This window comes from Streptomyces sp. NPDC050546, assembly GCF_044457425.1.
Taxonomy (GTDB): Bacteria; Actinomycetota; Actinomycetes; order Streptomycetales; family Streptomycetaceae; genus Streptomyces.
On sequence record NZ_JBITGX010000002.1, the window covers coordinates 175550 to 188467 of the forward strand.

The 12918-nt window shown below is 70.9% G+C and carries 15 protein-coding genes; 7 read left to right on the plus strand and 8 right to left on the minus strand.

Annotated features, from left to right (window positions below; all coding sequences use genetic code 11):
- Positions 1-57 precede the first annotated feature (57 nt).
- The 4 genes from ACIBK5_RS05550 to ACIBK5_RS05565 all read left to right on the plus strand — a co-directional run bounded on the left by ACIBK5_RS05550 (position 58) and on the right by ACIBK5_RS05565 (position 4591).
- Positions 58-894, plus strand: a complete 837-nt coding sequence (locus tag ACIBK5_RS05550) for an NAD(P)H-binding protein (protein ID WP_399016525.1) — start codon at positions 58-60, stop codon at positions 892-894.
- A 150-nt stretch (positions 895-1044) separates the two neighbouring features.
- Positions 1045-1959: a YceI family protein gene (locus ACIBK5_RS05555; protein WP_399016527.1), complete on the plus strand. Its 915-nt coding sequence runs from the start codon at positions 1045-1047 to the stop codon at positions 1957-1959.
- A 342-nt stretch (positions 1960-2301) separates the two neighbouring features.
- A complete protein-coding gene (fusA, locus tag ACIBK5_RS05560) occupies positions 2302-4341 on the plus strand; it encodes an elongation factor G (RefSeq protein WP_399016529.1) in 2040 nt (679 codons plus the stop codon).
- Between the two features lie 4 nt (positions 4342-4345).
- Positions 4346-4591: a hypothetical protein gene (locus ACIBK5_RS05565; RefSeq protein WP_399016531.1), complete on the plus strand. Its 246-nt coding sequence runs from the start codon at positions 4346-4348 to the stop codon at positions 4589-4591.
- 102 nt (positions 4592-4693) lie between these two features.
- Here ACIBK5_RS05565 and ACIBK5_RS05570 read toward each other — a convergent pair whose 3' ends face one another.
- From ACIBK5_RS05570 to ACIBK5_RS05590, 5 genes are all read right to left on the minus strand, one after another.
- Positions 4694-6010, minus strand: coding sequence for a hypothetical protein (locus tag ACIBK5_RS05570; protein ID WP_399016533.1), 1317 nt, complete (start codon positions 6008-6010; stop codon positions 4694-4696).
- Between the two features lie 43 nt (positions 6011-6053).
- Positions 6054-6323, minus strand: a complete 270-nt coding sequence (locus ACIBK5_RS05575; protein WP_399016534.1) for a hypothetical protein — start codon at positions 6321-6323, stop codon at positions 6054-6056.
- A 255-nt stretch (positions 6324-6578) separates the two neighbouring features.
- Complete coding sequence (locus ACIBK5_RS05580) at positions 6579-6800, minus strand: hypothetical protein (RefSeq protein ID WP_399016536.1); 222 nt, start codon at positions 6798-6800, stop codon at positions 6579-6581.
- Positions 6797-7126 (minus strand): hypothetical protein, encoded by a 330-nt coding sequence (locus tag ACIBK5_RS05585; RefSeq protein WP_399016538.1) that lies wholly within the window; start codon positions 7124-7126, stop codon positions 6797-6799. The genes ACIBK5_RS05580 and ACIBK5_RS05585 overlap by 4 nt, the downstream gene beginning before the upstream one ends.
- Positions 7127-7224: 98 nt before the next feature.
- Complete coding sequence (locus tag ACIBK5_RS05590) at positions 7225-7848, minus strand: HDIG domain-containing metalloprotein (RefSeq protein ID WP_399016540.1); 624 nt, start codon at positions 7846-7848, stop codon at positions 7225-7227.
- Positions 7849-8018: 170 nt separating this feature from the next.
- On the opposite strand from ACIBK5_RS05590, the gene ACIBK5_RS05595 reads away from it, so the two are divergent.
- Entirely contained in the window at positions 8019-8561 is a 543-nt protein-coding gene (locus ACIBK5_RS05595) for a hypothetical protein (RefSeq protein ID WP_399016542.1), read from the plus strand.
- 13 nt (positions 8562-8574) lie between these two features.
- Here the strand turns inward: ACIBK5_RS05595 and ACIBK5_RS05600 are convergent, their stop codons facing one another.
- Entirely contained in the window at positions 8575-9534 is a 960-nt protein-coding gene (locus ACIBK5_RS05600) for an AAA family ATPase (protein WP_399016544.1), read from the minus strand.
- 107 nt (positions 9535-9641) lie between these two features.
- On the opposite strand from ACIBK5_RS05600, the gene ACIBK5_RS05605 reads away from it, so the two are divergent.
- Positions 9642-11156: an ABC transporter substrate-binding protein gene (locus ACIBK5_RS05605; protein ID WP_399016546.1), complete on the plus strand. Its 1515-nt coding sequence runs from the start codon at positions 9642-9644 to the stop codon at positions 11154-11156.
- A gap of 7 nt (positions 11157-11163) precedes the next feature.
- On the opposite strand, the gene ACIBK5_RS05610 is transcribed toward ACIBK5_RS05605, so the two are convergent.
- Entirely contained in the window at positions 11164-11565 is a 402-nt protein-coding gene (locus ACIBK5_RS05610; RefSeq protein ID WP_399016548.1) for a Rid family hydrolase, read from the minus strand.
- A 124-nt stretch (positions 11566-11689) separates the two neighbouring features.
- Between ACIBK5_RS05610 and ACIBK5_RS05615 the strand changes: the two genes are divergently transcribed.
- Positions 11690-12073: a winged helix-turn-helix transcriptional regulator gene (locus ACIBK5_RS05615; protein WP_382826103.1), complete on the plus strand. Its 384-nt coding sequence runs from the start codon at positions 11690-11692 to the stop codon at positions 12071-12073.
- Positions 12074-12086: 13 nt separating this feature from the next.
- Here the strand turns inward: ACIBK5_RS05615 and ACIBK5_RS05620 are convergent, their stop codons facing one another.
- A complete protein-coding gene (locus ACIBK5_RS05620; protein WP_399016550.1) occupies positions 12087-12848 on the minus strand; it encodes a CDP-alcohol phosphatidyltransferase family protein in 762 nt (253 codons plus the stop codon).
- Between the last annotated feature and the right edge of the window lie 70 nt (positions 12849-12918).

Here is a 12918-nt window from a genome sequence, read left to right on the forward strand (position 1 = left end):
CCCAGCAGCGGGACTTCGCGGACAGAAGGTGACCGCAAGGATTCCTACGGTCGAGGCATGACGCAGACGCAGAAGATCCTTGTCACCGGTGCCACCGGAACCGTCGGCCGCCAGGTGATCGCCGAACTGCTCGCCCGGGGCCACGCGGTCCGCGCCCTCACCCGTGACGCCGGAAAAGCCGCCTTCCCGGCCGGTGTCGAGGTCGTCGAGGGCGACCTGACCGACCCCGGCAGCCTGGCCCCCGCCCTGGCGGGGACCACCGGACTCCACCTGATCACCTTCGGCGGAGCCGCCTTCACCCCGTTGGAGACCGGCCCCCGGATCCTGGAACTGGCCCGCTCGGCCGGTGTCCGCCGGATCACCGTGCTGCACGGCGGCGGGCCCACCCCGCTGGAGGACGCGGTGCGCGGCGACGACGCAGTGAGCTGGACCGTGCTCATGCCCGTCGAGTTCATGGCCAACGCCCTGGAGTGGGCGGACGGGATCCAGGCCGCGGGCGAGGTGCGGGAGCCGTTCGTCGCACGGCTGAGTGCCATGGTCCACGAGGGGGACATCGGCGCCGTCGCCGCGGTCGCGCTCACGGAGGAGGGCCACGCGGGCCAGGAGTACGTGATCACCGGCCCCGAAGTGCTCACCGTCGGCGACAAGGTGAAGGCCGTCGCCGCCGCGGCCGGCCGGGAGATCGCCCTCGTCGAGCTGACCGAGGAGCAGGCCGTCGCCCAGTGGCGGGCGGCGTTCCTCCCCGAGGACGTGATCGGCTTCCTCCTGGAGGCGTACGGGAACACACCGGAGGTGGGCCGTACGGTCTCCGGCACCGTCGAGAAGGTCACCGGCCGCCCGGCCCGCACCTTCGCCCGGTGGGCCGCAGAACACGCGGACGCATTCAGGCCGTAAACACCCTTGACTGTCTCGTATTGAGACACCCGTGAACCAGCCCGGTCCAGCAAGATCGACAAGGGGGTGTGACCGCAACAGGGGTGCGGCCGTCGGCGTGCGCTGAACCACCGCTCGTACGGCCGTGCCACCCGAAGAAAGGTGAACCACATGGCCCTCGCACTGCTCCGGCGCCGGTGGCTCAAGAGCACCTCTGCCGCAGCGGCGGGCCTCGCCCTCCCCCTTCCGTCCGGCGCGGGTGCCGTGACCCGTGAGGTCGTGGACCCGATGGGCTCGCCCCTGGCGGCCGCGGACGTCACCGTCACCGCCCTGGACACCCACCGGGTGGCCGCCCGCGGGACCACGGACCCGTACGGCTACTTCCTCGCGGCGCTCCCGCCCGGCCGGTACAGCCTGATGATCGCGGCGGAGGGTCTCCAGCCGCACCGCGAGACCATCGAGGTGGCGATGGGCACGGCGACGCCCACCGAGCGGGTCTGGCTGCGTCCGGCCGAGGCCCTCCAGCTGCCGGCGCCCGGGACCTGGCTCTTCGACCCGCCGCACACCGCGATCCGGTTCATCGCCAAGCACGTCGGCATGGCCCATGTCCACGGCCGCTTCGAACGCTTCGACGGCGGAATCCAGATCGCCCATGACATGGCCGACTCCCGGGTGTCCGTCCGCATCGACGCCTCCAGCATCACCACCGGCAACACCACCCGCGACAACCATCTGCGGTCCGCCGACTTCCTCCACGTCGAACGCTTCCCGTACATCGACTTCACGAGCACCCGCTTCGCCTACCGCGGCGGCAGCAAGTGGACGCTGATGGGCTCCCTCACGATGCACGGCGTGAGCCGTTCCGTCTCGCTCGACACGACGTACCTCGGCACGGTGAACGGCGGCTACGGGCAGGAACTGCGCTGCGCGGCCCTGGCGACCGCGGAGCTGCACCGCGAGGACTACACGCTCAACTGGCGTTCCATGCTGGCCCGGGGCATCGCCGTGGTCGGGCCGACGGTCCAACTGGAGCTGGACGTCCAGGCGATGTACCGCACCCACGACACCCCGACCCCGCCGGAATAATCCCTGGCCCGATTCCACCCGCCCTCCCTACACTCACGGAGTACCAGGCGCCGCCCACGACATGAGCGGCGCGCACCGTCGTGACGAACGAAGGGAGACCGCCATGCGTGACCACACCGCTGCCGTCGTCTCCCTGCCGCGCTACGAGGTGATCCTCGTGTCCTCGTCGCTCCGGTGCCCGCTGCGCGGCGGGTGCCGGATGACCGGGACGAACTTCTGAGAAGCGCCTGCTCCGGCTCGCTGACATGACGCCAGCGAGCCGGAACGCACGTCTGCCATCACACCTGCCTCGCCCGGAAATCGCGCTGCCCCCTTCCTGATCGCCTCGAAAGGCCATGGGCCGTGCGCATCAACCACAACCCACTCGCCGTCGTCCGCAACCTCGGCATCCTCGCCCACGTCGACGCCGGCAAGACCACCGTCACCGAACGGATCCTGTTCGCCACCGGAACCACGCACAAGCGCGGCGAGGTCCACGACGGCACGACCGTCACGGACTTCGACCCGCAGGAGCGCGACCGGGGCATCACCATCTTCGCCGCGGCCGTGAGCTGCGCCTGGGACGGTCACCGGATCAACCTGATCGACACCCCGGGGCACGTCGACTTCGCCGACGAGGTGGAGCGTGCGCTGCGGGTGCTCGACGGCGCGGTGGCCGTGTTCGACGCGGTGGCCGGGGTGGAGCCGCAGAGCGAGTCGGTGTGGCGGCAGGCCGACCGGCACGGCGTACCGAGGATCGCGTTCGTCAACAAGATGGACCGCGCCGGTGCCGACCTCGACGCGGCCGTGGCGTCGATCCGGGAGCGGCTGCACCCGGCCCCGCTGGTCGTGCAGGTGCCGGTCGGCGCGGAGGACACCTTCACCGGCGTCGTCGACCTCGTACGTCTGCGCGCGCTGCTGTGGAGCGACGGTGACACCTGCGAGGAGGCACCGGTGCCGGACGGCCTCCGGGACGAAGTCCTGGCACGCCGCCGGGCGCTGGAGGAAGCCGTGGCGGAACTCCATCCGGGCGCACTGGAGGAGTTCTGCGCCACGGGCACGCTCGGCGAGCGGACTCTCTCCTCGGCGCTGCGGGACCTGACCCGGGACGGCGACGGCGTGGTCGTGCTGTGCGGCTCGGCGTACCGCAACCGCGGCGTCGAACCGCTGCTCGACGCGGTCGTGGCCTATCTGCCGTCGCCGCTGGACGTGCCACCGGTCCGTGGCACCGACGACGGCGGGGAACAGGAGCGGTCCGCCGACCCGGCGGCACCGCCGGCCGCCCTCGCCTTCAAGGTGCACGCCACTTCGACAGGACGGCTGACGTACCTGCGGATCTACTCGGGAACGATCGAGAAGGGAGACACCCTGTGGGACGCGAGCGCGCGGCGCACCGAGCGGATCGGCCGGATCCTGCGCGTCCAGGCCGACCGGCACGCACCGCTGGACCGGGCGGTCGCCGGCGACATCGTCGCCGTCGTCGGGCTGAAGTCCGCCCGCGCCGGCTCGACCCTGTGCGCGCCGGACGCGCCGCTCGTCCTGGAACCTCCGGGTGTGCCCGAGCCGGTGGTCTCGGTCGCGGTCGAGACCCGCAGGACCGGCGACACCGACCGGCTGGCGTCGGGGCTCGCACGGCTGACCGAGGAGGATCCCTCGCTGGTCGCGCGGACCGACCCGGAGACCGGCCAGACGGTGCTGTCGGGCATGGGTGAACTGCACCTGGAGGTGGCGGTGGAGAAGCTCCGGCGCGAGCTGGGAGTGGACGTCAACATCGGCCGCCCCAGGGTCAGTCATCGCGAGACGGTCGGACGGGGCGTGTCCGGACTGGTGTTCCGGCATGTCAAACAGGACGGCGGGGCCGGGCAGTTCGCCCATGTCGTCCTCGATGTGGAGCCGTACGACGGTGGCTTCGCGTTCCGCTCGGCCGTCGTCGGCGGGCGCGTGCCGCAGGAGTACGTCCGGGCGGTCGAGGCCGGCTGCCGTGACGCCCTCGCCGAAGGGCCGCTCGGTGGTCACCCGGTGACCGGGCTGCGCGTCACGCTCACCGACGGGGCGACCCATGTGAAGGACTCCTCGGACACCGCGTTCCGCACGGCCGGCCGGCTCGGCCTCCGCGAGGCCCTGCGCGCCTGCGCGATGGTCCTGCTGGAGCCGGTCGTCGAGGTCACGGTCACCGTGCCCGAGGACGCGGTGGGCGGTGTGCTCGGCGACCTGGCCGCCCGGCGCGGCCGGGTGAGCGGCTCGGTCACCCGGGCGAGCGCGGCGGTCGTCACCGCCACCGTGCCGCTGGCCGAACTGTTCGGCTACGCGACCCGGTTGCGCAGCCGCACCCAGGGCCGAGGCACCTTCACGGCCCGGCCTACGGGTTACGCCCCTGCGCCCGCGGCGACCGTGGTGCGCTAGGAACGTGGCCGGCCCCTTCCCTTCGCGCGACGGGAAGGGGCCGGCCCGTTCCTACGGGCAGGACACGACCGGCGACGGCATGGTGGACGTCGGCGACGCCGTGTGGTTGATGACGCACTGGTGCTGCTCTCTGCGGCCCAGCGACATGCCACCGGCGGCGAGCGCGTCCTCGTCCGGCACGGCTCAAGCTGCACGCGCTGCCGGTGTGACGCACACGCCGGAGGGCCCGCAGGTGGTCGGCACCCTGTGAGCCGACCACCTGCCACGCACTACCCGGGCGACACAATCACAGCGGATTCCTACGGACCGGGGCGTCACCCTCTGGCTCCCAGACCGGAGGGTGCGAGCGTGCCTACGCCGACGCGGGCAGGGCGGGGAAGACGACCACCGAGCCGTCCTCGTCGCGGGCGATCTCGATCGCCACGTCTGTCGCGCGGCTGTCGACCATGACGCCGTCGCCCAGTTGGCGAATCCGGTGTGCCGCCCGCATCAGGCGATCGACTTCCGCGGTCGTGAAGACGGGACGCAAACCGTTCGGGCGGGCCAGTTCCAGCGTCGACAGGCGGACCAGGACACTGGCGATGCTCGACTCCAGTTCGTCGAGGCGCTGCTGGTCGCGCTTGAGCGCCCGGGTGAAGTTCCCGAACAGGTTGCCGGGGTCGGTCTGGGCATGCTCGACGGCTTGCAGGACGACGACCCGCCGCTTCAACGCGATGGCCAGCGTGGCGAGTTCGAGGTGGGCGCGGAAGATGCCGCTCTGGTCGTCGATGCCGGGGAACGACTTGGTCAGCGTGCCCAGATCGACGGCCTTGCCCTCGGGGAGCTTGTCGAGTGCGTTCTGCCATTGGGTGAGGCGGCGGTCGGCGGCGCCCAGTGCCGAGTTGATGGCATGCACTGCCGAGTCCAGACCCAGCGAGACTCCGGGCCTGCCCTGGTCGAGCAGGATGGCGGTGGCCTTGTCGATGGCGTCGCGGCAGCCGTCGAGTTCGCTGTGCTCCTCCACGAGCTTCTGCTCGCGCAGCTGCTCCAGCAGTTCTGTGATGTGCTCGATGGCCTGCTGACGCCTGCTGTCGGCATGCGCGCTCACCCCCACCGCTACGGCCATGAGGACGAGCGGCGCGGCCACGGTGAGCATCGCACTGCCGCCGATCGCCACACCGGCTGTCGCACCGGCTCCACCGGCCGCGCCCGCCGCTGCCGCTTGCCCGGCCGGCACGAACTTCGCGGCGCCGGCGATCTTCCCCGCCGAGTTCACCAGCGGGCCGCGGATGGCACCGGCCGCCCCCTTCGCCGCCATCGGACGAATGATGCCCTGACCGAACTGGGCGGCGACCTTGGCCGGAATCACCATGCGATACAGACCTTCGCCGGCCGCCGTCGCCGTGGTCGATGCAGAGGAACTTCGCGCCGATTGCGTGATGAGCTGCGACAGGTGCTGCGCCAGGGGACTCGCGGCGTCGAGCGGGATTCCTCGGCCGCGGTCGAGCTGGTCGGGCAGCGGGTGCACCTCGAGCGTGGCGATCGGATCCTCGGCCAGGGCGGCCAGCACACCCCGCAGTTCAGCCAGGCGTTCAGCCGTCATCGGCCCGTCTCCGGCCAGTGCGGGCACCCGGACATCACCGGTCGCCAGCGTCCACACCGGAATGGTTCCCCTGCGGTCGTCAGTCATCGTCTCCCCCTCTTTCTTCGGCACAGCCTACGGTTGGCGTCCGTCAAGAACGGCATGAACTCGTGTGTACGAGCTGGGTGAGAGGCATCGGCTCCCCTGCCAGGGCCCTGGCATTCTCCAACAGCGCGTGCAGCAGCTTCGGTTCACCGACAGCAGTGCGTGCGGCCTCGGCGTACCTCGGCCCGCGTTTGCCGTCCACGTAACCCTCACCCTGCACGATCGGTTCCTGACGGCGGGCGTTCCAGGCGGGCCAGGCGTCCCTGAGGTAAGTGTCGAGGTCGTCCTCGAAGAGCGTGTGGGTCGCCTCGCTCACGCTCGCGGGGCTGGCTTCGGGATGTCGGCAGGGTATTGGGCGCCACTCAGTCCCAGGGGGTGTGGGTTCTCAACCCACGCAGGCCCAACATGGCCGGGGCAGCGGGGCGTCGGCACTGACGTCGGTTCGACCGGAGCTGCCGCAGGCAACGCATGAGAAGCGGTGCGGCTCTTGACAGCCGTCGGTGGCAGCGCGTCACCACCGACGGCACGACCTGGTGCGCCGCGCCCGGACCGAGCGCGGCGCACGGCGTCCTCAGTCCGCCCGCACCGCGACATAGCGGACAGGCCAATCCTCCACCTTCGTCAGCAGGCCCTCCCGGGCGAGGTCCCGGAGGATCTGGCGGGTGTGCTTGTCCTGTGGGTCGTGCCCCGCGTCGCGCAGCGCGCGCAGGCCGCGTTCGGTGTCCCAGTGGCCGCCGTACGTCCGTACGGCCTTCTCGAGGTCGGCGCGCTGGCTGGTGGCTGGTTCGGTCAACGCTCCGCCGCCTGCGCCTGCTCGGCGATGGTGTGCGCCTTCTTCGTGTGGTTGGCGATGCTCGCCGGTGCGCCGACGTAGTCGCATGCGTGGCACTTCTGCCACACACCCTCGGACACGGCACGCGCGCTCACCGAGTGTCCGGGCCCGTATCCGTGCCCGTGCAGCAACTGGGCGACGGAAGAGCCGTACTCGACCGCGAGCAGTGCTGCCTCCGCCACCTTGTCGTGACCGGGAGCGAAGTACGACCCCGTTCCGACCTTCTTGGCACAGCCGCACCAGCAGGTGCCGGTCGGAGTGAGACTGGGAAGAGGCTTCGTCGTCATGCCGTCACAGTAGATCAGCGGACCTTACGGGACGTGGTCTTCGCTGTGTGTTCGGTGCCCTCACCGAGCCGCGATGAAGGACACCGGCGCGGGGCGCCCTACGCCTGAACGGCCGCCGTCGTGGCGCTTCCCCCCGCTCCGGCGCCCGGTACCGGCCCGGTGAGGTCCGGGTCGCCGAACTCCGCGCGCAGGGCCTGGAAAGCGGTCACCTTGTCCGCGCCGAAGCGGCGGACGTGGGCGGCGTATTCGTCGGGGGAGAGGAACACCGACGGCCGGGACTTGGTGTGGAACTTGTCTGCGTACATCACCAGACTCTCCTCCTCGGTCACCGCCAGGTAGTCGGCCGGAGGGAGGGGGAGCCCCTGGCTCTCGATGTCGTGCCGCGTGAGTCCCACTCCGGTGTGGTGGGAGCAGAAGCGGCGGAGGATCTCGGGGAAGCCCTCCGCTTCGAGGATCTCGTGGCCGAGCAGTCCGTGCCGGATGTAGTTCGCGTGGTCCAGCCGTCCGTCGTCCCCGTAGAGGCGGTAGACGCCGATGTCGTGGAGGAGGCAGCCGGCGCGGACCAGCTCGGCGTCGAGGTGGGCGAGGTGGGGCGCCGCCAGGAGCTGCTCGGCGATGGCCCAGACGATCTCGCAGTGCGTGTGGACGAGTACGAACGCCTCGGGGGTGGGCGCGTGCCTTTCGTGCAGCGCACGGATCTCTTCGGGATCCGGAATCCTCATCGAGAGAGCGTAACAACCGTTCATCCGGCTGAGCCGAGCAGTTCCCGCAACACCCTATCTTCACGCGATCGGATGGTGCTTCGGGGAGAGGGCACCTGCCCGGTCCGCGGGCCGTTCGAGCTGGTGACGGGACTTGTTGTCCATTCTCAGCACGGTAACGGGAGCACACCATGGGACTGACCTTCCGCCGCAACCCCGACGGCACGACGACCGGGCGCAACGAGGCGAACGGCTTCACCGTGACGCATGCCGAAGAAGAAGAGGTGAAGCGGCAGCTGTACGAGGACGCCGGGTGGGAGTACACGCCCCCTCCGCCTCCGGTCCCGCCCGGGTTCCATCGGTTCTCCTTGGTGCACGACGAGTTCCGGGCCTCCGGGTTCGGCGACGAAAGGTATGCGGGGCTGCGGGCGCGTCCGCCGGAGGGGTGCGTGCCGGTCGACTGGGGGTGCTTCGCCCTGGAATGCGAGCGGCCGGGGAAGACGCTCATGGACGCGGTCGCCGCTACCGTCGCGGAGGTCCGCCGCGAGTACGGGCTGGTGATGAACAGCCTGGGTGTGGAGAAGCCCCAGGAATGGTTCGACGCGGACAACAAGAACGGATACGCGGCGGAGATCGTCGCGCACTTGGTGCTGATGGCCGCCGACCGCGCCCGACTGCTCGGGTACGGGCGCAAGGACGTGGTCCGGCTACTCGATGCCACGGGGATCGAGTAGCCGGCGGGACGAGTCAGCGCAGGGCGGCCGGCCCGGGGGCGAAGTCCGGATCCACCTGCGCCGCCAGGTCCTCTCCCGTGCGCGCGTCCGCCCAGGCCCGGACGTTGCGCAGGTGGAACTCCACGGCGTGCCGGTGCAGCCGGTCCCAGTCGCGGGGGTGGGAGTCGACTGCCTCACGGAGGAGGGAGAGGGCGTGGATGTTGTGGGGCTCCAGAGACGCCAGGGGGTCCGGGCCCGACCCCGCGCGGCCCTGTTCCGCCGCGCGGACCCACGGCGAGTGCACCAGGTGCGTCAGGAGGTCGTCCCCTACCTCCTCCTTCAAGAAGAGAAGGTCCTCCTCGCACGTCACCTTGTTGCCGACCACGGCGACACGGATGCCGAACTCGCGGGCGTGGTCGCGGTACTGGCGGTAGACCGAGACGCCCTTGCGGGTGGGTTCCGCCACCAGGAAGGTGATGTCGAAGCGGGTGAACAGGCCGGAGGCGAAGGCGTCCGCGCCCGCCGTCATGTCGACCACGACGTATTCGCCGGGGCCGTCGATCAGGTGGCCGAGGTACAGCTCGACCGCGCCGAGCTTGGAGTGGTAGCAGGCCACGCCCAGGTCGGACTCCTCGAACTCGCCCGTGACCATCAGGGGTACGCCGCCGGCGCGGCCGACGTGCCGGGCGTGCAGTTCGTCGTCGCCGAGCGGGCGCAGGAGGCGGGAGCCGCGTCCGGGCGGGGTCGTTTTGATCATCGCCTCGGCGGAGGTGATGCGGGGGTTCGTGCCGCGCAGACAGTCCTTGATCGAGGACAGGTGGGCGCCCAGGGGAGGGGCGGACTCCTCCTGCCCGCCGAGCGCCTCGGCCAGGTGCTGGTTGATGTCGCCGTCGATGGCGAGGACCGGGGCGCCGGAGCGCGCCAGATGGCGGGAGAAGAGTGCCGACAGCGTGGTCTTGCCGCTGCCGCCCTTGCCGACGAACGCGATCCTCACGGCCGCCCCACCTTTTTGAAAATGGATGTCATGTGGCTAGATTTAGGGAGTGATCGTCACCACTGTCAAATCCCTTGGGCCGTTCGGGATCACGTGATGCATATGCTGTGCAAGTGCGTGTTCAGAGCATCAACAGTCCCCTCCGGTTCCTCGCCGCCTTCGCCCTCGTCCCGAGCCTGGCCGGCTGCTTCGCCTCCCCGGGAGGGGAGTCGTCGTCGAACGGCGGGCAGTCGGGCTCCCGGCTGCGTGTCGCCCTCGCCTTCCCGCCCGCCGAGAACTTCTCGCCGTACGGAGCCGACGCCACGCTCCTCAGCCGTCTCGGCGTCACCGAAGGGCTGACCGCCCTGGACGCCAACGGCGCCGCGGCCCCCGCCCTCGCCGAGTCCTGGCGCCGGGAGAACGACCGCACCTGGCGGTTCACGCTGCGCGAGGCCACCTTCCAGGACGGCGCGGAGGTCACCCCGTCCGCCGTGGCCGCGGCGCTCACCCGCGCCACGAAGGCGAAGCCCGCGCCCGCCGCTCTCGCCGGTGTCACGCTCGACGCGAAGGCCGACGGCGACCGCGGCGTACGCGTCACCACGGCCGCGGCCGACCCCGTCCTGCCCATGCGCCTGTCCAGCCCGAGCCTCGCGATCCTCTCCCCGAAGGCCTACGGCGAGAAGGGCAACCCCGACCCGGTCGGAACCGCCACCGGGCCCTTCGAGATCACCAAGGTCAACGGCGGCGGCTCCGCCACCCTCGACCGCTTCGACGACTACTGGGGCGGCCGCGCCCAGGCCTCCGGGATCGACGCGCGCTTCGTCAAGGACGGCACCGCACGCGCCAACGCGGTCCGCACCGGCGACATCGACATAGCCGAGGCCATCCCGGTCGCCCAGGCCGCCACGCTCGACAAGGCGACCCTGAAGGAAGCCGGCACCACCCGCACCACCAGCCTGCAGCTCAACACCAGGACAGGTCCCTTCAAGGACCCGAAGCTGCGCGCCGCCGCCCGCACGGCGATCGACTCCTCCACCATCGTCAAGGGAGTCTTCGAGGGGTACGCCGACCCGGGCGCGGGCATCTACGGTCCCGCCGTCACCTGGGCCGAGAGCAAGCGGGTGAAGCCGGCCGGACGTGCGGAGGCCGCCGAGCCCGACGGTGAGCGGATCACCCTCGCCACCTATGACAACCGGCCCGAGCTGCCCGAGGTCGCCCAGGTCGTGCAACAGCAGCTCGAGAAGGCCGGCTTCAAGGTGAAGCTGGAGGTGCGCGAGTACTCACGGCTGGAGAGCGACGCCCTCGCCGGGAAGTTCGACGCCTTCATCGGCGCCCGCAACAGCCTCCTCGACACCGGCGACCCCGTCGGCGTCCTCGGCAGCGACTACACCTGCGACGGCAGCTACAACCTGGCCCTGCTCTGCGACAAGAACGTCGACCGGGCCGTCACCAAGGCCGACGGGACCGACGGCACCGGCGAGCGGCAGGACGCGGCCATGGCCGCCGAGGCCGCGATCCTCGGTACGGACGCCGTCGTGCCGCTGGCCCACCAGCAGATCATCGCCGGGGTCTCCACCAAGGTCCGGGGCGTCGTCCTCGACCCCTACGAGCGGACCCTGGTGGGCACCGGGACGCGTCGCTGAGGCTCCGTCACGCGGGCAGCTTGGTGTCGATCACACAGCTGATCTCGACCAACTGCCCGGGGAAGGTCAGCTCGGTGACGCCGAGGGCCGTGGCGACCGGGCGGTGGGCGCCGAAGTACGCCCGGTTGGCCTTCGCCACCACGTCGGCGTGGCGCACCAGGTCCACCGCGTACAGCGTCTGGGAGACGACCTGGTTGCGCGTGACGCCGTAGTGGGCCAGGACCTTGTCGATGTTGACGTGGGTCAGCCGGAGCTGGGTGGCCACGTCGTCCTCGGGGCGGAAGCCGCCCGCCTCGTCGAACGCGAGCTGCCCGGAGACGTGGATCAGGTCGCCGGACCTGATCGCCTGCGCGTAGCCGAAGTGGGTCTCGGCCGGGATGGCGTGGTCGTAGACATCGGGAGTCGTCACAGTTCCTGTCCTTCCGTTCCTTCCGCCGAGCACGCGCTCACGTGCTCTCTTGCGGTTACTCGGGAACTGTAGGAGAGTGACCGCCGACCTGGAAGAACGCACTTTTCGGTGACTGGGGAACCAGATGGTGACCAAGCAGGAGTTGAGCGGTCTGCCCGAGGACGCGGATCTGCGGCGGGCGGACTCGCTGGCGCGCGAGATCTTCTCGGACGTCGCCAACAAGTGGGCCTTGCTGATCATCGAGGCCCTCGGCGAACGCACCCTGCGCTTCAGCGAGTTGCGGGACGAGGTCGAGGGCGTCAGCCACAAGATGCTCACCCAGAACCTGCGGATGCTGGAGCGCAACGGCCTGGTCGACCGGAAGGTGCACCCCACCGTGCCGCCGAAGGTCGAGTACACGCTCACCGAGCCGGGCCGGGCCCTGCGGGCCACGGTCGACCTGCTCTGCGGCTGGACCCACCAGTACCTCGGTCACATCGAGACGGCGCGAGGGCGCTTCGAGGCCTGACCGGCCGACGGCGTCAGCTCGCGACGAGTTCCCGCACCTGCCGCCGCGCGGCGGTCTCCTCGACCCGCGAGGTCCGGTACAGCCACAGCACGTCTCGCCCGAACGACCACACCAGCAGGCCCAGGGCCAGGGCGGCGACCCCGAAGTTGCCCGCGTACGGCAGCAGATCGGCGCCCGCCACCAGCAGGAGCACGCCCTGAAGCGCAGCCACCGTCTTGCGGGCGGTGCTCGGCGGGAGGGCGGCGGTCAGCCAGGGCCAGACCCGCGCGGCGGCGACGAAGACGTACCGCATACCGCCGATGAGCAGCACCCACGGGCCCAGCTCCATCGACACGTACACGCTCAGCACCAGGATCAGGAACGCGTCGACCTCCATGTCGAAGCGCGCGCCCAGCGCCGTGGAGGTGCCGGTGCGGCGGGCCACCTTGCCGTCGACGCCGTCGAGGATCAGGGCGATGGCCGTCAGGCCGACGAACAGCGACACGGGCGGCGAACTCTGGAAGGAGTCCGCGACCAGGGCGGTGACCCCGCCGACGAGGGTGGCGCGGCCGAGAGTGACCCGGTTGGCCGCGCCGAAGGAGCGCAGCCGGGAGCGGTGCAGGGCCCGGGAGAGCACCGCCCAGGTGGCGAGGGCGAACGCGAGGCCGGTCAGCCAGCCCGCCGGGCCCATCCCGATCGCCGTACCGATCAGGGCGAGCAGCAGGATCTGCACTCCCGCCCCCAGGGCGGTCTCCTGCTGTACGAGCCTCGCGTCGTAAGTGTTGTTCAGGGCCACCGAACACCCTCCGGCCGTGTGACAGAGTCGATCAACGCCGCTACCTTGTGCGCGGCCTGTGCACCCCTCG